The 20,116-nt window shown below is 58.1% G+C and carries 20 protein-coding genes; 12 read left to right on the top strand and 8 right to left on the bottom strand.

Annotated elements, in window-relative coordinates; all coding sequences use genetic code 11:
• Window positions 1–13: 13 nt before the first annotated feature.
• Window positions 14–1,909: an ATP-grasp fold amidoligase family protein gene (locus GS612_RS08735; RefSeq protein WP_171639680.1), complete on the top strand. Its 1,896-nt coding sequence runs from the start codon at window positions 14–16 to the stop codon at window positions 1,907–1,909.
• Between the two features lie 49 nt (window positions 1,910–1,958).
• Here the strand turns inward: GS612_RS08735 and GS612_RS08730 are convergent, their stop codons facing one another.
• Window positions 1,959–2,261 carry a DUF6476 family protein gene (locus GS612_RS08730; protein ID WP_170346635.1) on the bottom strand — a complete coding sequence of 101 codons (303 nt, stop codon included), beginning with the start codon at window positions 2,259–2,261 and terminating at the stop codon, window positions 1,959–1,961.
• On the opposite strand from GS612_RS08730, the gene GS612_RS08725 reads away from it, so the two are divergent.
• The 4 genes from GS612_RS08725 (at window position 2,260) to GS612_RS08710 (ending at window position 5,908) form a co-directional block, all read left to right on the top strand.
• Window positions 2,260–3,294: an RluA family pseudouridine synthase gene (locus GS612_RS08725; protein ID WP_171639679.1), complete on the top strand. Its 1,035-nt coding sequence runs from the start codon at window positions 2,260–2,262 to the stop codon at window positions 3,292–3,294. The two genes, GS612_RS08730 and GS612_RS08725, sit on opposite strands and share 2 nt — an antisense overlap.
• Window positions 3,295–3,439: 145 nt before the next feature.
• Window positions 3,440–4,336 (top strand): RNA polymerase sigma factor RpoH, encoded by an 897-nt coding sequence (gene rpoH / locus GS612_RS08720; protein WP_171116444.1) that lies wholly within the window; start codon window positions 3,440–3,442, stop codon window positions 4,334–4,336.
• 269 nt (window positions 4,337–4,605) lie between these two features.
• On the top strand, window positions 4,606–5,580 hold the full coding sequence (locus GS612_RS08715) for a Gfo/Idh/MocA family protein (RefSeq protein ID WP_171639678.1): 975 nt from the start codon (window positions 4,606–4,608) through the stop codon (window positions 5,578–5,580).
• Between the two features lie 58 nt (window positions 5,581–5,638).
• Window positions 5,639–5,908: a DksA/TraR family C4-type zinc finger protein gene (locus GS612_RS08710; RefSeq protein ID WP_170346639.1), complete on the top strand. Its 270-nt coding sequence runs from the start codon at window positions 5,639–5,641 to the stop codon at window positions 5,906–5,908.
• A 36-nt stretch (window positions 5,909–5,944) separates the two neighbouring features.
• Here the strand turns inward: GS612_RS08710 and GS612_RS08705 are convergent, their stop codons facing one another.
• The 4 genes from GS612_RS08705 to GS612_RS08690 form a co-directional block, all read right to left on the bottom strand.
• Window positions 5,945–6,445: a GNAT family N-acetyltransferase gene (locus tag GS612_RS08705; RefSeq protein ID WP_171231829.1), complete on the bottom strand. Its 501-nt coding sequence runs from the start codon at window positions 6,443–6,445 to the stop codon at window positions 5,945–5,947.
• Between the two features lie 191 nt (window positions 6,446–6,636).
• Window positions 6,637–8,457: a M3 family oligoendopeptidase gene (locus GS612_RS08700; RefSeq protein ID WP_171639677.1), complete on the bottom strand. Its 1,821-nt coding sequence runs from the start codon at window positions 8,455–8,457 to the stop codon at window positions 6,637–6,639.
• An 84-nt stretch (window positions 8,458–8,541) separates the two neighbouring features.
• Entirely contained in the window at window positions 8,542–9,516 is a 975-nt protein-coding gene (locus GS612_RS08695) for an alpha/beta fold hydrolase (protein WP_171639676.1), read from the bottom strand.
• Complete coding sequence (locus tag GS612_RS08690; protein ID WP_152457676.1) at window positions 9,516–9,806, bottom strand: SCP2 sterol-binding domain-containing protein; 291 nt, start codon at window positions 9,804–9,806, stop codon at window positions 9,516–9,518. The genes GS612_RS08695 and GS612_RS08690 overlap by 1 nt, the downstream gene beginning before the upstream one ends.
• A gap of 30 nt (window positions 9,807–9,836) precedes the next feature.
• On the opposite strand from GS612_RS08690, the gene GS612_RS08685 reads away from it, so the two are divergent.
• The 6 genes from GS612_RS08685 to GS612_RS08660 all read left to right on the top strand — a co-directional run bounded on the left by GS612_RS08685 (window position 9,837) and on the right by GS612_RS08660 (window position 15,740).
• Complete coding sequence (locus GS612_RS08685) at window positions 9,837–10,445, top strand: tetratricopeptide repeat protein (protein WP_171639675.1); 609 nt, start codon at window positions 9,837–9,839, stop codon at window positions 10,443–10,445.
• Between the two features lie 21 nt (window positions 10,446–10,466).
• Window positions 10,467–13,292 (top strand): helicase-related protein, encoded by a 2,826-nt coding sequence (locus GS612_RS08680; RefSeq protein ID WP_171639674.1) that lies wholly within the window; start codon window positions 10,467–10,469, stop codon window positions 13,290–13,292.
• A gap of 6 nt (window positions 13,293–13,298) precedes the next feature.
• A complete protein-coding gene (locus tag GS612_RS08675; protein ID WP_171639673.1) occupies window positions 13,299–13,664 on the top strand; it encodes an RNA-binding S4 domain-containing protein in 366 nt (121 codons plus the stop codon).
• A gap of 66 nt (window positions 13,665–13,730) precedes the next feature.
• Window positions 13,731–14,069 carry a ferredoxin FdxA gene (gene fdxA / locus GS612_RS08670; RefSeq protein WP_152457680.1) on the top strand — a complete coding sequence of 113 codons (339 nt, stop codon included), beginning with the start codon at window positions 13,731–13,733 and terminating at the stop codon, window positions 14,067–14,069.
• 282 nt (window positions 14,070–14,351) lie between these two features.
• Window positions 14,352–14,861: a CarD family transcriptional regulator gene (locus tag GS612_RS08665; protein WP_152457681.1), complete on the top strand. Its 510-nt coding sequence runs from the start codon at window positions 14,352–14,354 to the stop codon at window positions 14,859–14,861.
• 117 nt (window positions 14,862–14,978) lie between these two features.
• Window positions 14,979–15,740 carry an ion channel gene (locus GS612_RS08660; RefSeq protein ID WP_152457682.1) on the top strand — a complete coding sequence of 254 codons (762 nt, stop codon included), beginning with the start codon at window positions 14,979–14,981 and terminating at the stop codon, window positions 15,738–15,740.
• On the opposite strand, the gene cobS is transcribed toward GS612_RS08660, so the two are convergent.
• Window positions 15,737–16,501 (bottom strand): adenosylcobinamide-GDP ribazoletransferase, encoded by a 765-nt coding sequence (gene cobS, locus GS612_RS08655; protein ID WP_171228547.1) that lies wholly within the window; start codon window positions 16,499–16,501, stop codon window positions 15,737–15,739. The two genes, GS612_RS08660 and cobS, sit on opposite strands and share 4 nt — an antisense overlap.
• 78 nt (window positions 16,502–16,579) lie before the next feature.
• Here cobS and cobT point away from each other — a divergent pair, with 78 nt between their 5' ends.
• Entirely contained in the window at window positions 16,580–17,590 is a 1,011-nt protein-coding gene (gene cobT, locus GS612_RS08650) for a nicotinate-nucleotide--dimethylbenzimidazole phosphoribosyltransferase (RefSeq protein ID WP_171639672.1), read from the top strand.
• A 30-nt stretch (window positions 17,591–17,620) separates the two neighbouring features.
• On the opposite strand, the gene GS612_RS08645 is transcribed toward cobT, so the two are convergent.
• Complete coding sequence (locus GS612_RS08645) at window positions 17,621–19,501, bottom strand: monovalent cation:proton antiporter-2 (CPA2) family protein (protein ID WP_152457685.1); 1,881 nt, start codon at window positions 19,499–19,501, stop codon at window positions 17,621–17,623.
• Window positions 19,502–19,521: 20 nt separating this feature from the next.
• Complete coding sequence (locus GS612_RS08640; protein WP_152457686.1) at window positions 19,522–19,977, bottom strand: Lrp/AsnC family transcriptional regulator; 456 nt, start codon at window positions 19,975–19,977, stop codon at window positions 19,522–19,524.
• Window positions 19,978–20,116: the final 139 nt, after the last annotated feature.

Genomic DNA, 20,116 nt, shown 5'->3' with positions numbered 1-20,116 from the left:
GAGAAATAGACGAATGGTTGCGGATCACTCTCTTCCGACGATTGGGATGCTGTGGATGGAAGGCAGCCTGAGCTTTCTGGAGCAGATGTGCATGCTGTCATTCGTCGAATGCGGTCACAGGGTCGTCTTATTCCACTATGGGCAAGTCGACAACGTTCCGGATGGTATCGAACTGGTGTCGGCAAATGAAATCCACGAACCCAGGCAGTTCATCGTGAACAACCAGTTCAAGACGCCGGTGCCCCAATCCGATATCTTCAGATTGCACCTGATGAAGAAAACGGATTTTCTGTGGTGCGACACGGATGTGTTGGCGCTTGCCCCGATACCAAGGGCCGATCATGTCTTTGGGTATTTCAACCGCGATACCATCTGCAATGCCGTTATGCGGCTGCCCTTCGACAGCCCCACCTTGAACGCGTATTCCGAATACTGCCAGGATCCCTATCCGATCCGCCCCTGGGTTGAAGGGGAGGAACGGAAAGAACTGGAACGCCTGAAACAGGCTGGAGAGTTGCCTCATGCGTCAGATCAGGAACACAGTGTTTACGGCCCCGGCGTCATGACATGGTTTCTGCGCCATTTCGACGAGTTGAAGCATGCCAGCCCCATCCCGGTCTTTTATCCTTTGCCGTTCAGACGGGCAGGGCATGCCAATGACATTCACGTCCGAGAGTTCAGGGACGCGTATATCAAAGAGGAAACGCTTGCCGTGCATCTGTGGGGGCGCCGGATGCGTTGGTGGATTGCAAACGGGATCAAGCGGCATTCGTTTCTGGACCGACGTTTGCGGAACCTGGGGGTGAGACCGGGCGACGCGCCTTTGCCGCGCCACGGCCGTGGGGGCCTGAAACCGGTGGAGTTTCCGGCAAACCTGCCCACCTTGCGCGCTTCGACCGAAGAAATCCACGACGCCACCGGCGGCGTCGTGTCCGTTGCGCTGCTCTCTGACCGGGAAGATTATCTCAAGGCGGCACAGGCTGATCTCGACGCAATTGCAGCCGACAATCTGCATGGCGCCAACACCCCTACACGCGTCGGTTTTTCGCGCGGTTGGGAACACTATGGCAGTGACCCTGCACGGCTGAATGCGCTTGGCATGTCTTTGTACAACTATGCGGATAGCCATCGGTCGTTACCCGATCTGCGCGCGCCAAAGACATTCGCCGAAAAGCTGGTGGTCATGAAGCTGTTTGGCGAAGTTCCTGATGCGTTGATCTCTGACCGGTCCAAATACGTGGGCAGCGCCTCGGGACTGCTTGCCTGCCCGCAGCGCATGTGGGAGGCGCCCATTCCGGCATTGCCCGAAACACTCGACCTCGGGCCCGGCCAGTATTGGTTGAAAGGAACGATGAGCCATGGTCACAAGCTGGCCCTGTCGTTCCCGCTGGATCGCACGCAGCGCGACGATGCCAACCAGAAACTGGCCGCGTGGCACAAGACAAAAACGCCCGAAGGGTTCTGGACAGGCGAATGGTGGCGCGCCATGCAAAAGCCCCTCTATTACATCGAAGAAGACTTGTCCGCCGGGGATCGACAGGCCGGCACCTGGAAATTCTGGGTGATCGCCGGACGCGTGCAGCTGGTGCAGGTTGACCGTGACCGGGGGCGTGGGCGTATCCAGATGCTCCATGATTGCGACTATGATTACCTTGCAGATGAGCTGTATTCACCAACCAGCAGCACCGTTGAACCCCGGCCCGAACGGTTTGAAGACATGATCCGGATCGCTGAAACCCTGGGGCAAGACGTTGAATGCGCAAGCGTAGAGCTTTTCCCGGTTGGTGACAGGATTTGCTTGGGTGACATGATGTTGGCGCCGGTGTCAGGCAAGCACAAGATGCGGTCGGATGCGCTGGATCAGCGTCTGGGTGCTGCGTGGACCGGAACTCGGCTGTTTCCCGGCTGAGGCTGGACGATCCCCGGATCTTTCATGCCGCCGGAACAGGTGGCAGGGCCTATTCGACCGCGATTTCCTGGCGCAGTTTTCCTGTTGTTTTGTCAAAGATCAGAATGCGATTGTCATCGGTTGCGACGGCATACCAGTTTGACCCGATGGTCAGGGCCTGCGCCCGGGCGCCGTCGGGCAGCGCGATCTGATCCGGCAAGGTGGGTGTGCGGTCCGATAGGCGGATGACAATCAGGGCGAATGTCACTAGAACCCCGCCAATCATCACCGCGGTCAACAGCATGACCATCCGCCGCAGCAATCGCAGTTGCGGAGTTTCCTGCGGTTCTTGAGGTTCGGAAGGGACAGTCATGGGCACCCGCCAGATTGAGTTTCAGATCGCGGCCGATCCGCCGCCTCGCCTTGATAAGGCGCTTTCCCGCGATGTGCCAGACGGGGAAAACCTGTCGCGCACCCGACTTGCGCGTCTGATCGAAGGGGGCGCGGTGCAGATCGACGGTGCCGAGGCGCGCGACCCCAAGGCCAAGGTGGCCGAAGGGGCGCGGGTCACGATTGCCGTGGCCGAGGCCGAAGACAGCCATATCGGCCCCGAGGACATCCCGCTGGAGGTCGTCTTCGAGGATGCGGACGTAATCGTCGTCAACAAACCCGCAGGCATGGTCGTGCATCCCGCGCCGGGATCACCCAGCGGGACATTGGTGAATGCTTTGCTCCACCATTGCGGAGACGATCTGTCGGGCGTCGGGGGGGTGAAACGCCCCGGTATCGTGCATCGCATCGACAAGGAAACCAGTGGCCTTCTGGTGGTCGCTAAGTCAGACGCGGCGCATCACGGTCTGGCCGAACAATTCGCGGCGCATAGCGTCGAACGGTATTACCGTGCGGTGTGTTACGGGGTGCCGGATGCTAACGATCCTCGTTTGCGCGGTGTCAAAGGGATCAGCTTTGAACCCGGCAACATCATGCGCGTCACGACGCAACTTGCGCGACACAAGACCGACCGTCAGAAACAGGCGGTGCTGTTCCATGGCGGGCGGCATGCCGTGACACGCGCACGCGTTGTCGAGACATTTGGTGTGCCGGCGGGTCTTGCCCTGATCGAATGCTGGCTTGAAACCGGCCGAACGCATCAAATCCGCGTTCACATGGCCCACGCAGGGCACGGGCTGGTGGGCGACCCGGTTTATGGCGGCAAGCGCAAGCTGTCCGCCAAAGCGTTCTCTGCCGCCGCTGCCGGTTTTGTAGGCGCTTTTCCCCGTCAGGCGCTTCATGCTGCCGTTTTGGGATTCGAACACCCTGTCACCGGTGAATCCCTGCGGTTTGAGGCTGACTTGCCGCAAGATATGCAAAACCTTGTCGAACGTCTGCGCGCACCGCTGTCATAATAAGCAAACTCCTGTGAAAAAGGGCTTTTTACCTTTCCTTAACGTAAGATTAATTCCAGACTGTTAGCAGCACCTCTTGAATGGGAAGGGTTCCTTACCCATATCCTATGTTAAACATCTAAACATTTGTCGGAGGGACACAATAATGGCAAACTACGCAAATCTTCCCGCACCGACGCCCGAGGGCGGCCTGAATCGCTATATGCAGGAAATCCGCAAGTTTCCTCTGCTGGAGCCGGAAGAAGAATACATGCTGGCCAAACGCTGGGTCGAAGAGCAGGACACCGAAGCCGCGCACAAGATGGTGACGTCTCACCTGCGTCTGGCGGCCAAGATCGCCATGGGCTATCGCGGCTATGGTCTGCCGCAGGCCGAAGTGATTTCCGAGGCCAATGTGGGCCTGATGCAGGCGGTCAAACGGTTTGACCCTGAAAAAGGCTTCCGTCTGGCGACCTATGCAATGTGGTGGATACGTGCCTCGATCCAGGAATACATCCTGCGGTCCTGGTCTCTGGTGAAACTGGGCACGACCTCGGCGCAGAAAAAGCTGTTCTTTAATCTGCGCAAGGCCAAGGCCCGCATCGGTGCATTGGAAGAGGGCGACCTGCGCCCTGAAAACGTCAAGAAGATCGCCACTGATCTGGGCGTGACCGAAGAAGAAGTGATCAGCATGAACCGCCGGATGTCCGGTGGTGATGCGTCCCTGAACGCCACGGTCGGGTCCGAAGGCGAAGGCACCATGCAATGGCAGGACTGGCTTGAGGATGAGGATGCCGATCAGGCCGGTGATTACGAAGCACGCGATGAACTGGAAGCACGTCGGGAATTGCTGGCGGCGGCTTTGGATGTGCTAAATGATCGGGAAAAGGATATCTTGACCCAGCGCCGTCTGATGGATCAGCCTGTCACGCTCGAGGAGTTGAGCACTCAGTACAACGTAAGCCGAGAGCGCATTCGCCAGATCGAAGTGCGCGCGTTCGAGAAGCTGCAAAAGAAAATGCGGGATCTGGCGCGGGAAAAAGGCATGCTGGGCGTCAGCTAACAGTTGCGCCCCTGCTTGCCTCGCAGGCCCCTGCTTGCCTCGCAGGAAGATTCTTTGCGTTCAAGCATTAACGGAAAACGCCCTCTGATGATCAGGGGGCGTTTTTTGCGAATGTTGGCGGAAACTGAACCAAAGCCCTGAATCAATGGCTGAAGGTCGAAAGCTGTGTTAGAAAAAGACGTGTTTTGTCTTTGATTTCGCAGCAGAACGAGCGCTGGTGACCCCTCGGGAAGCGCGTAATTTGAAACAAGCCAAGTACGGAGGGCGCAATGCAAAGACCGGTTCAATTTGGTGTATTGGGTGCCGCGAAATTTGCCCGCGAATACATGGCCCCGGCGATACATGCCGCAAATGGCGCGCGCTTGGCCGCGCTGGCAACCTCGGATGCCGCAAAAGCAGAGCCGTTTCAGTCCTTTTGCCCGGATTTGCAAGTATTTGACAGCTATGATGCATTGTTGGCAGACGCCGGAATCGACGCAATCTACATCCCGTTGCCCAACCATATGCATGCGGAATGGAGCCTTAAGGCTTTAAAGGCTGGCAAGCATGTTCTGTGCGAAAAGCCCATGACCATGAAGGCGGATGAATTCGACGCATTGATCCAAAAGCGAGACCAAAGCGGCCTGTTGGCCGCCGAGGCATACATGATCGTCCATCACCCTCAATGGCAGCTTGCAAGGAAACTGATCGCTGATGGTGCCATCGGCAATTTGGTACATGTGACCGGTGCATTCACTTTCGACAATCGCTCTGACACTCGGAACATTCGAAACCGTGCGGAAACGGGCGGCGGAGGATTGCGTGACATCGGGGTCTACGTGATCGGTGGAGCACGCTTTGCAACCGGGCAAGAGCCTGTGTCGGTGCAATCCGCGATCCGTTGGAAGGATGATATCGACATCTTCACTGAAATTCGCGCCCAGTTCCCCGGATTTACCTATTCCAGCTATGTGTCCATACGGATGCATCCCCATCAAGAGATGGTATTTCACGGCGAGAGCGGTTTGATCCGCCTGACGACCCCGTTCAATGCGCGTGTGTTCGGAGAGGCGCGGGTCGAGCTGCACCGGCCGGGGCTTGAAGTTCAGGTCACCCGCTTCCCCGGAGCAGACCATTACAAGTTGCAGGTCGAGGCCTTTTGCCGATCAATCAGGGATGGGGCGGAATATCCTTGCCCTTTGGAATTCTCACGCGGGACGCAAGAGGTGATTGATCGTGTATTCGAGGGCGCGGTTTCACTGTAACTTGCGTTGCGGCCAACGGCTCAGCTATCCTGAGTTTCACAGTTTCAGGAGATGACCGATGGCCGGAGGTTGGGCACGCGACGGCGCTGTAAGCGAACAGATCGAAGCGTCGATCTCAGATGAACTGGCGCGGATGCAGGCGCAAAAGCGGCCCCAGGGCGAAAGCCTGACCCATTGTGCCGAATGCGAGGAACCCATACCGGAAAAGCGTCGCGTCGCGTTGCCGGGAGTAAAGCTCTGCCTGGATTGCCAGCAAGAGCGGGACGGCGCGTTCAAGGCGCGCGGCGGTGTAAATCGGCGTGGATCGAAAGACAGTCAGTTGAAGTGATCTTGGTATGGCCGCGATGAGCCCATACCTACCATTTCAGTCTCTACGGAGGTCCATCATCATTTCATGCCACCGCACCCCACCGTGATCAGATGCGGATGGCTGAGTGTACCGATAGCCAAACTTCTCATAGAGGGGGACGTGGTGTTCTTTGCACATAAGATGGATGGTTTCCTTTTTCGCGTCAGTCATGCGCTTGACGAATTCAGACATTAGCGCGGTGGACAAGCCAAGGCCCTGATGTGCCGGATCTACTACCACTGACATAATCACGACATTTGGAGCAACCGGGTCATGCCCGATGAGTTCTTTGAAGTCTTCGTCAGACATTTCAACATCATACGCGCATCCGCTGTTTACGAAGCCAACGATTTGGTTGTCGACTTCCAGGATTAAAAAGCCTTGTGGATACTCAACGATGCGCTTGAAAATTTTTTCATGTGTCGCTGCCTCATCGCCGTCGTAGGCTAGCGTCTCAATTTCAAAGCAGCGGGTTGCATCCGTTAGTGAAGCGTTGCGAAAATTTTTGTTGCTCATGCCCATAGTCGATCTGTGAATAATTCAACGATAAGGCTAGTCGATTGTTCGGTTGAAAACCAGTTCATGAGGAACGGCAGCTTTGTCCGCGTAGCGGGCATTCGCATTCAAGGTCCCTTTGGGCGCGACATTGCCGGGCACGGCAAGTTTTTTCCACAAGGCAGATGTCGCCACCCTCTGTTACGGGCGTCTCAGCCCTCCATCGCCTCCAGCTCGTCAATGAAGCCCGAGATCATCGACAGGCCCTTGTCCCAGAATTTCGGGTCACTGGCATCCAGCCCGAACGGGGCCAGCAGTTCTTTGTGGTGCTTTGATCCACCTGCGCGCAGCATTTCGAAATACTTGTCCTCGAAACCTTCGGCACCGCTTTCATAGACCGAGTATAGCGCGTTCACCAACCCGTCGCCGAAGGCATAGGCGTAAACGTAGAAGGGCGAATGAACAAAGTGCGGGATATAAGCCCAGAAGGTCTCGTACCCGTCCATGAATTCGAATGCCGGGCCAAGGCTTTCGGCTTGAACGCTCATCCACAGGGCATTGATGTCGTCCGGGGTCAGCTCCCCCTCGCGGCGGGCGGCGTGCAGTTTGCATTCAAAGTCGTAGAAGGCGATCTGGCGGACCACCGTGTTGATCATGTCCTCGACCTTGCCGGCCAGCAGAACCTTGCGCTGTTCGGGCGTTTCGGCCTGGTCCAGCATCTTGCGGAAAGTTAGCATCTCGCCGAAGACGCTGGCGGTTTCGGCCAGGGTCAGGGGCGTCGAGGACAGCATCTCGCCCTGATCGGCGGCCAGCACCTGATGCACGCCGTGGCCCAGCTCGTGCGCAAGCGTCATCACGTCGCGCGGTTTGCCCAGATAGTTGAGCATCACGTAAGGATGCACCTCGGTCACGGTGGGATGCGCGAAGGCGCCCGGGGCCTTGCCGGGTTTAACCGCCGCGTCGATCCAACCTTTCGAGAAGAACGGCGCCGCGATGTCGGCCATGCGGGGATCGAAGGCGGCGTAGGCTTCCATCACGGTTTTCTCGGCGTCCTCCCACGACACGGTGCGGGTGTCTTCCATCGGCAGCGGCGCGTTGCGGTCCCAGACCTGCATCACATCCAGCCCCAGCCACTTTCGCTTGAGATCATAGTACCGATGGCTGAGTTTGGGATAGGCGGCCACGACCGCCTCGCGCAGGGCTTCGACCACTTCGGGCTCGACATCGTTCGACAAGTGACGCCCTGTTTGCGCGGTCGGCATCTTGCGCCAGCGATCGACGATTTCTTTCTCTTTGGCCTGCGTGTTGTGGACACGGGCAAATGTTTTGATGTTCTCCTGAAACACGCGGGCCAGTTCGCGCGCCGCGGCCTCGCGCTTGGACCGGTCCTGTTCGGTCAACAGGTTCAGGGTGCCTTCGATGTTCAGCTCTTCGCCGTCCACCGTAAAGGTCAGTCCGGCGATGGTTTCGTCGAAAAGACGCTCCCACGCGTCGCCGACAACGCCCAGATCGTGCAGGAATTTTTCCAGCTCGTCAGACAGCTGATAGGGCTTCATCGCGCGGATGCGCCGGAACACGGGCTCGTATCGGGCAAGATCTGAGTTGGCAGCAAAATGCGCCCCAAGCACATCATCTTCGATCCGGTTGATCTCGAGCGTGAAAAACACCAGAGGTGTTGTGAACACGGTGATCTTTTCCTGCATGTCCGACAGGAACTTGGCCCGCTCTGCGTCGGTGGTCAGCTGGTAATAGCGCAGACCGGCAAAGGACATGATACGGCCTGCGACGGCGTTGATCTTTTCATTGCGCTGAACGCAGGCCAAAAGGGCCGCGGCGTCCAGCTCTGCCAGCTTGCCTTCATAGTCGGCAGCAAAGGCGGCACATTCGCCTTCCAGCCAGTCTAGGTCGCGCGCCAGTTCGGGCGCCTCTTCAGAGGCGTAGAGATCCGTCAGATCCCATTCGGGAAGATTGCCCAGATTGTCGGCACCGCCCATTGCGTTTGCGTCACGGACGGGAAAGGGAAGGTCGCGCATGGATCACCTTTTGTAGACTGCTTTTGCAAACATCTAGGGTTGGCGCGCGCGGATCACAAGCGGCCAATCCCAAGGTGAAAAGGTTTACGTGGAAACCAGCTTGGACGCCCCGTTTGATTGGTTGGCCCGGAAATGCCTGGCAAGCTGGTCCAGAACCGGGCCCCGAACGTCCGGTGCTTCCATCAGCACTTCATGTTCACCGTTCGGGATTTCGATCAATGTACCATTCGGCCAATTGGCCATGCGCGCCCGTATGGCCTTGCGATCGACGATTTGTTCGTGGCTGCCCAGAAAAGTCAGACAGGGTGTTTTTGGGGCGGGCTGTTCCATCAACCATTCGCATTCGTCCAGCGACTCGCGCAGCCAGCGGTTGGAAGGGGCACCAAGAGCCAGTTCGGGATGCGCATTCAGCTGATTTTGCATCATCCGGTACATGTCCGGGTCGCGGGTCAGCATATTCCCGTCGAAAGGTTGCGACAGGACATAGCTTTCAAGCGTCGTGGTCGGGGGGGTGCGTTCGCCAAGGCCAAGCGCGGTGCCCCAATACGCTGTAACGCGGCTCAGAGGTTTCATGACCGGAGTGAAGAAAATTCCCCACATCGGGCCGGTGAACGCGCACGCGGCAAAGCACCCTTTTTCGATGACGGCACGCAACCCGATGGCACCGCCCATCGAATGCCCGACGACATACCACGGCTTGGGCAAATCCAGAGCGTTCGCAAGGTCCAGGGTTGACTGAACATCATATTGGTAATCGGTGAAATGATCGACATGGCCGATGCGTGGGTTGTCCAGCAACCGATCCGCAAGACCCTGGCCGCGCCAGTCCACGGCCAGCATCGCAAAGCCGCGCTTCGCGAATTCACCGGCGGTACTGCCATATTTTTCGATATATTCGGTGCGTCCGGGGAACATCATGACGGTGCCATGTGCGCCATCATCCGGAAGCCAGTGACCCACGCGAATGCGTTTTTGGTCAGACGTCGTCAACCAATGGGCCTTTCCACCGGCAGGTCCGCCGGCCACGTCTTCAAAAAAGGGGGCCGGCGACAACTCCATCAGGCCAGCACCGAGGCAAGCTTCATGGCAACACCCATGTCGCCGTCAATGCTCAGCTTTCCGGACATGAACGCGCCGGTCGGATTCAGCTCACCGCTGAGGATCTGTTCGAATGTCTCTGCATCAGCGCTCATGGTGACACTGGCCTCTTCATCGCTGACCCGCGCACCGTTTTCGTCCAGAACGATCGAACCCAGATCGGTGATGGCGAACTTGGCCGTGTCATCAAACGCGCCGCCATCCAGTTTTTCGTTCAGTGCGGCAGCCGCCTTTTCAAGAGTCTCGCTCATGCTTTTCCTCATATTGTTAGTGCGCCGTGAATGGACATCCCCGGTCGCAACGCTACACTGCCTATTGTTATGAGCATTGCAATTCACAATCTCAAAGGTACCGTTGCGGCACTTTTTGTCCTAGTCACGTTTTCCACCAATTGTTTCGCGCAGCAGGCGGATTCACGGGACGAGGATGAGTTGCTGCAAAAACTGGCGCAGTCGACCCCGGAACAGGCAATTGCACTGGATCGGCAGTTGCAGGCGCTGTGGTCGCAATCGGGGTCTGCGTCGGCTGATCTGCTGCTGGAGCGGGGACGCGAGGCCTTGGATGAGGGCGACGTCGACGCTGCTCTGGATCACCTGACCGCGCTGACGGATCACGCGCCTGATTTTGCCGAAGGCTGGCATCTGCGCGCATCTGCCTTTTTCGGGGTCGAGCGATTTGGTATGGCGGCCGCCGATCTGGAACATGTGCTGACGCTGAATCCAAATCACTATGAGGCTATTTACGGTCTGGGTCTGATCTTTGAAGTTATCGGGGAACCTCGGAAAGCCTACGAGGCTTATTCTCGGGCGTTGTCTATACATCCTCATCACGAAGAAGTAACCAATGCCGTGAATCGGCTGAAGCCTCAGGTTGAAGGCAAGGCGCTGTAAGGCTCGGGGCAGGGGGCGAATGTGAGCGGGTCATCCCGAATCGTGGCCGTACTTGGCCCGACCAACACTGGTAAAACCCATTACGCTATCGAACGCATGCTGGGTCATCGGACCGGCGTGATCGGTCTGCCGCTGCGCCTGCTGGCGCGCGAGGTCTATGACAAGATCGTTGCGATCCGTGGGCCGTCGGTGGTGGCGCTGGTCACGGGCGAAGAACGGATCGTACCGCCCCGCGCCCAGTATTGGGTGTGCACGGTTGAGGCGATGCCGGAAGGCATGGGCGCTGATTTTGTTGCCATCGATGAGATCCAGCTCTGTGCCGATCCGGAACGGGGTCACGTCTTCACCGACCGTCTGCTCAGGTCTCGCGGCACGAACGAGACATTGTTCCTGGGCTCGGACACAATGCGTGGCCCGATTTCGGCGCTGGTCCCCCAGGCGCAGTTCGTGCGGCGAGAGCGGATGTCACAGCTGGTTTACTCGGGCTCCAGAAAGATCAGCCGGATGCCTGCGCGCAGCGCCATCGTGGGGTTCTCGGTTGAAAACGTCTATGCCATCGCCGAATTGCTGCGCCGCCAGAAAGGTGGTGCCGCGGTGGTCATGGGGGCGCTAAGTCCGCGGACCCGGAATGCACAGGTGGACCTGTACCAAAACGGCGAGGTTGATTACCTGGTTGCCACGGACGCTATCGGGATGGGGTTGAACCTGGATGTGAACCACGTCGCGTTTTCATCCCTGTCCAAGTTCGACGGGCGCAGGATGCGTCCGCTTGCGCCGAATGAACTGGCGCAGATCGCGGGCCGGGCAGGTCGCGGGATGTCGGATGGCACCTTCGGCGTAACCGGAGAGGCCCCGCCGCTGGACGAGGGCGTGGCGCAGGCTATCATGGACAGCCGGTTTACGCCGATGAAAAAGCTGAACTGGCGGAATGCCGCCCTTCGGTTCGGCTCGATCGAAGCGCTGATCGACTCGCTTGAGGTCAGCCCGGATGATGAACACCTGATCAAGGCCCGCCCTGCTGATGACCTGAACGCGTTGAAATCGCTGTCGCAAGTGACCGAGGTTGTCGCCCGTGCAAGCGACGGCCCGTCCATCCGGTTGCTGTGGGATGTGTGCAGAATCCCTGATTTTCGCGGTATCAGCCATGCGGAACACGCCAGCTTGCTGGAGGTGATCTATGGCCATCTGCATGAACGGGGATCTATTCCCGACGAGTTCATGGCGCGGCAGATCAGACGGATCGATCAGACCCACGGCGATATCGACGCTTTATCTAAAAGATTGGCATATATTCGCACGTGGACATATGTTGCGCAGCGGAAAGGGTGGGTTCGTGACGAATCACATTGGCGTGACGAAACCCGCACTGTAGAAGACAGACTGTCCGACGCTCTGCATGAGCGTCTCACGCAAAGATTTGTGGATCGGCGCACATCGGTTTTGTTGCGCCGGCTCAAACAGAAGGAGGCCCTTTTGGCCGAAGTAAATGACAAGGGTGAAGTGACCGTCGAAGGCGAATTCGTCGGTCGTCTGGAAGGGTTCCGGTTCATCCCGGACAAAAGCGCGCAGGGAACCGAGGCGAAAGCTCTGAAATCGGCGTCTCTGCAAGCACTCGCGCCGCAATTCCATCTGCGCGCCGATCGCTTCTACAACGCGCCCGATACTGAAATTGATTTCACGGATCAGGGTGGCCTGATGTGGGGTGAATACGCCGTTGGCAAGCTGGTTGCCGGGGCAGAACCTCTCAAACCCATGGTCGAAGTGTTCGTTGACGAAGCCGCGGGGCCGGATGTCGAACAGAAAGTGCAGCGCCGTTTGCAGCATTTCATCGACCGCAAGGTGGCCGCTCTGTTCGAGCCGCTGCTGAACCTGTCCCGTGATGAGGAACTCAGCGGCCTTGCCAAAGGCTTTGCTTTCCGCATGGTCGAAGCGCTGGGTATCCTGCCCCGCGCCCAGGTCGCACAAGAGGTCAAGGATCTTGATCAGGACGCCCGCGGCGCCTTGCGCAAGCATGGTATCCGGTTCGGCCAGTTCACCATTTTCATGCCGCTGCTGCTGAAACCGGCCCCCACGCGTCTGCGTCTTGTGCTTTGGGCGCTGTCCAGCGGGTTGCAGGAATTCCCCGAAGCGCCGCCTCCGGGCCTGGTGACCGTGCCGGTCGCCAAGGATGCGCCGCAGGGCTATGACACCATGTGTGGCTACCGCGATGCGGGCGAGCGTTCGATCCGTATCGACATGCTGGAACGTTTGGCGGACATGCTGCGCGCAGAAGACAGCCGCGGCGGATTCGAAGCCAAACCCGATATGCTGTCGATCACCGGTATGACGCTGGATCAGTTCGCAGACCTTATGCAGGGGCTGGGATACAAGGCGGAACGCGGCGAGCGTCCGAAAGTCAAACCTGCGCCGGTCGAACCGCCAGCGGCAGCTGAGGCGGGCAAACCGACCGCCGAAGAAGCCCCGGCAAGTGAAGTCGCGGCAGAAGAGGTCGCCGCACCCGCCGAGGCGGCAGCCGAGGCCACCGACGGCACCGAGGCGGCAGCCGAGGCTGGCGCGGACAGCCTTCCCGCAGAACCAGTGTCAGACGAACCCGAGGTTGAAGTGTTCTACACCTTCACCTGGGCCCGTCAGCGACAGCCCAATCGAGGCCCGCGCCGCGAGCAGGGGCAGGGCAAGGGCAAACCGCGCGGCAAACCGCAGGATGGCCGTGGCAAACCGCACGGCAAGAAGGGCGGCAAGCCTCAGGGCGCCAAGACCTTCTCGTCACGGCCGCCGAAAAAGGAAAAGGCGATTGATCCCGACAACCCGTTTGCAGCCGCGCTGATGGGTTTGAAGGACGGCAACTGATCCGAAATGGCCGAGGCCAAGCTGCGGATTGACAAATGGTTGTGGCAGGCGCGGTTCTTCAAGACCCGCAGCCTGGCCGCCAAACAGGTCAACGGCGGCCATGTCAGGTTGAACGGAAACCGGGTGCAAAAACCGGCGCAGGCCGTGGCCCCGGGCGACGTTCTGACCTTTCCTCAGGGCCGTATCGTCCGCGTCGTGCTTATCGAAAAAATCGGGGATCGCCGTGGTCCGGCCCCAGAAGCGCAAACGCTGTATTTCGATATGACCGAAAAACAGGACGTTCCGCCCAAAAATCCGGGGTTTGAGGGAAAAGGTCGCCCGACAAAGAAAGATCGCCGTTCACTTGATCTTTCTCGCACAGAAGATCGCTGATCATATCTTGAAGAGTAGGCCAGACTGAATTAGCTAAACGCTCAAACCGCAAACGGGAATCCGATCATGACCTATGTTGTCACCGAAAACTGTATCGCCTGCAAATATACCGACTGTGTCGAAGTATGTCCGGTGGACTGTTTCTATGAAGGTGAGAACACGTTGGTCATCCATCCCGACGAATGCATCGACTGCGGTGTTTGCGAACCGGAATGCCCGGCCGACGCGATCCGACCCGATACTGAACCGGGCATGGATCAATGGGTCGAATTCAATCGCAAGTACTCGGAAATGTGGCCCGTGATCGTCACCAAGAAAGATCCGCTTCCCGATGCGGAAGAACGCGACGGTGAAGAAGGCAAGATGGAGAAGTATTTCTCGGAAGCACCGGGCGAGGGTGGTTGAACGATTCGCGCTCAATCCCCTGTTTGATGCGCAAAGAACGCGGCACAACCTGTTGAAAACAGGTTGAATATGAAAATTTACCGTGGGGTAAACTTTCGGGTGTCGTATTTTTGTGATATACTTGGTTCTTGTATGATGACCGAGATTGGGATGCGCTCCACAAGTATGCTCGCTTTGGAGATTTGAATTTGTGACAATATCGCCGCCTGTCGGGGCTGAAAAAGTCCCCGCATGTGGTGTTTTTGTTGTCTGTGTCCCGTCCGAAAGCAAGGAAAAAACTGAATGACAAAGTCGAAAAAGCTCGAGTTCCGCCCGAACGACTATGTTGTCTACCCCGCCCACGGCGTAGGCCAGATCATCTCGATCGAAGAACAGGAAGTCGCGGGATTCTCTCTGGAGCTGTTCGTCATCTCATTTGAGAAAGACAAGATGACACTGCGCGTGCCGACCAACAAGGTTACCGAATCCGGTCTGCGGTCGCTCAGCTCGCCCGACGTGATCAGTCAGGCGATGAAGACGCTCAAAGGAAAGGCAAAGGTCAAACGCGCCATGTGGTCGCGCCGTGCTCAGGAATACGAGCAGAAAATCAACTCGGGCGATCTGATCTCGATTGCGGAAGTGGTCCGCGATCTGCATCGCACGGACGATCAGCGCGAGCAGAGCTATTCCGAGCGTCAGTTGTACGAAGCTGCCCTGGAACGCCTGACCCGCGAGGTCGCGGCGGTTTCCGGCGCCGGCGAAGTATCCGCTGCCAAACAGGTGGACGAAGTTCTGACATCTCGCGCTGCCTGACAGCGAGTTCGATATGACAACAGGCCGCTCCACCATCGGGGCGGCCTTTTTCGTGGCTTGGTGAATTCCGCAAGTACCGCTAATTTCACTGTATATGCAGCAAGCTACAGGGCGGACATGAAGCAGACAGTTAGATATCTGTATATCGGACATGACCCGATTTCGGTCTGGTTTCGGTACGCTCTGATCCTGTTCGATGTTGCGACAATCATTTTCTTTGTCGCAACGGCTCACGTCCCTCATGGTCCCGGCTTGGTCCTTGCAAGCCAGTTGATCGGTTTTTTGATTTTCTTGGACTTCTCTGCGCGGCTTTGGATTTCAAAGGATCGTTGGAAGCTGCTGCGCCAGATTTATACGCTGGCGGATATTGTCGTCATCGTCTCGCTGGTTCTGGATCCGTTCCTGACGGGCAACCTGGCTTTCCTGAGGATTCTGCGGGCCTTGCGCCTGATCCACTCATACCATCTGCTCAGGGACTTGCGACGCGACAGCAGCTTTTTTCGCACCCATGAAGACGCGGTGATTGCGGCAATCAATCTGATGGTATTTGTCTTTGCCACCTCTACGGCGGTTTTGGTGTTCTTCATTCCGGAAGACGCCCAGACGCCTTACATAGACGCGCTGTATTTCACCATGGCCACCCTGACCACAACCGGCTTCGGCGACATCACGCTGAGCACCCCTTGGGGCAAGCTGTTCTCGGTGTTCATCATGGTCGTGGGTGTCGCGTTGTTTGTCCGTTTGGCGCAGGCGATATTCATGCCGCAGAAGGTACGTCACAAATGCCCAAGCTGCGGGTTGTATCGGCATGATCCCGATGCCGTGCATTGCAAGCATTGCGGTGGAACACTGCGGATCGAAACAGGCGGCGTGTCCTAGATCTGCGCGCTGATGGCAAGCAGAAACGCGATCTCGGCCAGTTGTTGCGATGCCCCAAGTATGTCCCCGGTCTGGCCGCCGATCTTCTTGCGCGCTGTCAGCGCCAAGATGGCAGCAACCGAGGCGGCAGAGAAGATGGCGGTGATCGCCGCACCCCCGCACAGGAAAACGGCGATTGGAGCGGCCAGGCCCAAGGACATGCTGACTGAAATCGCGCCGGGGGTTCCCACCGAATGGCTCAGCCCCGATTTTCTGGCGTTTGGCAGGGATGCCATCAAAACCGGCATCAAGGCGCGTGAGAACATGCAGGCTGCCAGAATCGCCCAAATCGACCCGGTTGCCAAAATCGTGGCAACTGCCGAAACCCGAGCAAGCTGAGAAAAAACCAAAGCGAGAACACCATAGGTTCCGATCTGGCTGTCTTTCATGATTTCAAGTCGACGTTCAGCGGTGAACCCGCCCCAGAGGCCGTCGAACGTATCGGCCATACCGTCCTCGTGCATCGCGCCCGTCGTCATGATCAACGTTGCAACCAATAGGGCCGCGGCAACAAAAGGGGGCAGATGAAAGACCATTGCCAACCATCCGACCAGACAGGCAATCGCTCCGACGGCCAGCCCGGCGACGGGGAAGGCCCATGCCGCCTGTGCCTGCCGCTTGAATACAGGTTCGGGCAATCGGGGCAGGGGCAGGCGGGTCAACAGCACCAGAGCCAGCGGAATGTCCCACAGGGAAAAGGGATTGGTGTCGTTTTTATGCACGCCCGTGCCTTTCGGGGTCTTGTTGGATTCGATGCTTCGGTTAAACACACAGGATCACTCTGATGCAATGAGGCTTTCATGTTGCCTGAACTGAATGATTTGAACGCGTTCCGTGCTGCGCTTGCAGCGGCTCCGGGGCCGGATGCCACCGCGGCACAGGGCGCTGCAGAGCGAAACGGACAACTGACGAAACCCCCAGGCGCGCTGGGGCGACTTGAAGATTTGGCAATCTGGTACGCAGGATGGCGAGGAAATGCCCGGCCACAGATCGCGGCGCCACAGGTCATCGTCTTTGCCGGAAACCACGGAGTCACTGCACAGGGGGTCTCGGCTTTTCCGTCGGAAGTGACCGTGCAAATGGTGATGAACTTCGAACATGGCGGTGCGGCGATCAACCAACTGGCCCGGGCGGCGGGTGCAACGATGAATGTTCACGCGCTGGATCTGGAAAACCCGACCGCAGATTTCACCCAGGCACCGGCCATGACGGAGGCCGAATTGCTGGACGCGCTGCGCACCGGCTGGCAGGCCGTGGATTCGCGGGCTGATCTGTTGGTCGTGGGCGAGATGGGCATTGGCAACACCACCCCGGCAGCCGCCATTGCCTGCGCGCTGTTCGGCGGTGACGCGGCCGATTGGACAGGTCGTGGGACGGGCGTCGATGATTCGGGGTTGACCAACAAGACCCGCGTTGTGGCCGAAGGTGTAGCGTTGCACAAGTCAGAGGACGGCCTTGAAATCCTGCGCTGCCTCGGAGGTCGTGAGATCGCGGCGATGGCAGGGGCGATTGCCGCCGCGCGGATATTGCGCATTCCTGTGATCCTTGACGGTTTTATCTGTACCGCCGCCGCTGCCTGCCTGTGGAGGCTGTCGGACACCGCGCTGGATCACGCCGTGGCCGGCCACCAAAGCGCCGAGGCCGCACACGGTGCCGTATTGGCGAAGCTGGGCAAGGAACCGCTGCTGAGTCTTGGTCTTCGGCTGGGCGAAGGGTCGGGCGGGGCACTGGCGATCAATATTCTCAAAAGCGCCGTGGCCTGCCATTCCGGTATGGCAACCTTTGCCGAGGCAGGAGTGTCTGACGGTTGATTCATTGCCTGACCCGGGCACAGGCTTGGGTCAGGCGGACTTCTTGGCGTGTTTTTCCGCCAGCTCCAGCAGCGCGGTTTCCAGATCCTTTTCCAGCTGCTGTGCACGCTCGATGTATTTCTTGTTTTCGGCAGTTGGCAGACCCGGGACCCATAGTTCGGCGAGATCGCGAACAGACATCCGGTCATGGTGATAAAAGGTCTGTTCCGCCTGTGCGGCCTCGTACTCACTTAGCCCGACATTCTCCAGAACATAGCGGCCTGCGCGCAATGAGCTGTCGAAAAGTTCCCGCACGATGTCGTTGGCGCCAGCCTGATAGAGCTCGTACACATGCGTCCGGTCGCGGGCGCGGGCGATGATGTGAAGGTCAGGGCGCTGCCGTCTGGCATACCCGACAAGCCGCGTGACTTGCTTGTGGTCATCCATGGCAGCGACAAGGACCGACGCTTTTTCCAACCCCGCAGCGCGCAGCAATTCAGGGCGTGTAGGATCGCCCAGAAACCCTTTGACGCCGAAACGGCGCATCAACTGAATGGTTTCGATATCATGGTCCAGTACAACCGTCTTGAACCCGCTGGCCCGCACCAGCCGGTTTACAATCTGCCCGAACCGACCAATCCCGGCGATGATGACGGGGCCTTTTTCGTCAATTTCGTCCGGCACAGGTTCTTTGGAAGTGTCGCCGATCTTTCGCGACAGAAGATCGTAGATGATAAACAGAAGCGGTGTGATCAGCATCGTCAAAGCGATGATCATCAGCAGTTTTTGGGACAGGTCGGGGGGGATGACATTCTGTTGCGTGGAAAATGCCAGCAGAACAAAACCAAACTCACCCGCTTGCGCCAGCCCCAAGGTGAACAGCCAGTGATCGCGCCCACGCAACTTGAAGGCCTTGCCTACAAGATACAGGATGATCCCTTTTGCAAGGATCAAAAGAAGCGCCAGACCGATCAGGTCAAGGGGATCATCAAAGAAATAGGCAACATCAATACCGGCACCGACCGTGATGAAGAAAAGCCCAAGCAAAAGCCCTTTGAATGGCTCAAGGTCGCTTTCCATTTCATGTCTGAACTCGGAACTGGCCAGAACCACGCCCGCCAGGAAGGCGCCCAGGGCAGGGGACAGTCCGACGAGGGTCATCAGGAAGGAAATCCCGACAACGATCATAAGCGCCAGGGCGGTATACATCTCGCGCAGGCGGGTCGCGTGGATGAAGCGAAACAGCGGGCGGGTCAGGTAGACACCGGCCAGAATGACAAACACCACTGCCCCGATCGTAACCAGCGTGACGGCCCAACCCGGCAGACCTTCGACCAGAGAAAGGCTGTGATGGTCCGCGCCGTGAAGTTCTCCGGCCCCGCGGTCAATCGAACCATCCGATTCGATATGTGGCATGGCCGGCAAGGCCAGAAGTGGAAGCAAGGCCAAGATCGGAATGACCGCTATGTCCTGCGTCAGCAGCACCGAAAACGTAGCTCGACCGCCATTTGTTCGCATCAGGCCCTTTTCCGAAAGAGTCTGAAGAACGATTGCCGTGGATGACAGCGACAAGGTCAGCCCTACGGCCAGGGCGACCGACCAGGGGTGGTTGGCGTACATTGCCACGGCAGCGATCGCAGCCGTCGACAACGCAACCTGCAACCCGCCCAATCCCAGCAACTTGTCACGCATATCCCACAGGGCGCGCGGTTCCAGTTCCAGACCGATCAGGAACAGCATCATCACCACACCGAATTCGGCAACGTGCTGAAGGTTTTCCGTTTCCGCGCCGACAAGCCCAAGAACAGGACCAATGATGATCCCGGCGGCCAGATACCCCAGAACCGACCCCAGCCCCAGCCGTGCAGACAGGGGAACGGCGATGACTGCCGCTGCCAGATAGATCGAAGCCTGATATAGGAATACGTCCATAGGTGTCCTCTCGGGCCCGTTCAGGTGGGCAGGGGGGCGTCGCGTTTCAGTTGGTCCATTACGATCTGGCTATGGACCCTTGCAACGGCAGGATGCGGCAGGATGACCGAATGTAGCAAGCTGTTGAGCGCGGAAAGATCGTCACAATAGATGTGCAGCAGGTAATCTGCCTCTCCGGTCATCGTCCATGCGCTGGTAATTTCGGGGCGGGTGTCGACCATGCGGGCGAAGCTTGCAGATTGTTCAGGGCCATGAGTCCCCAGATGGACCTGAACAAAGCCTTGCACTTGCAGACCCAGTTTCAGCGGGTCCAGCCGGGCGGCATACCCGGTGATGTACCCTTCGGCCTCAAGCCGCTGGCGGCGGCGTCCTGCCTGACTGGGCGACAGGTTCAGCATTTCGCCCAGTTGGTGCGCGGTCAGGTGTGCGTCCTTTTGCAGGGCGGAAAGCAATCGCTTGTCGGTCGCGTCCAGCATGTGCGGAAAAATCCTGCCTTTATTAACTTTTATGCGCGTTTTGCGCGCCTATCGGCAGTTTACACGAAAACAATGCGCAGAAACAGCGTCACAAAAGTCATATTTTTGAATCAGCAAAGAAATTCCTGTTTTTGAAGGA

Origin of the sequence: Ruegeria sp. HKCCD6157, from assembly GCF_013110685.1 — a bacterium.
GTDB lineage: Bacteria > Pseudomonadota > Alphaproteobacteria > Rhodobacterales > Rhodobacteraceae > Ruegeria.
This window is presented reverse-complemented; position numbering and strand designations above follow the sequence as displayed.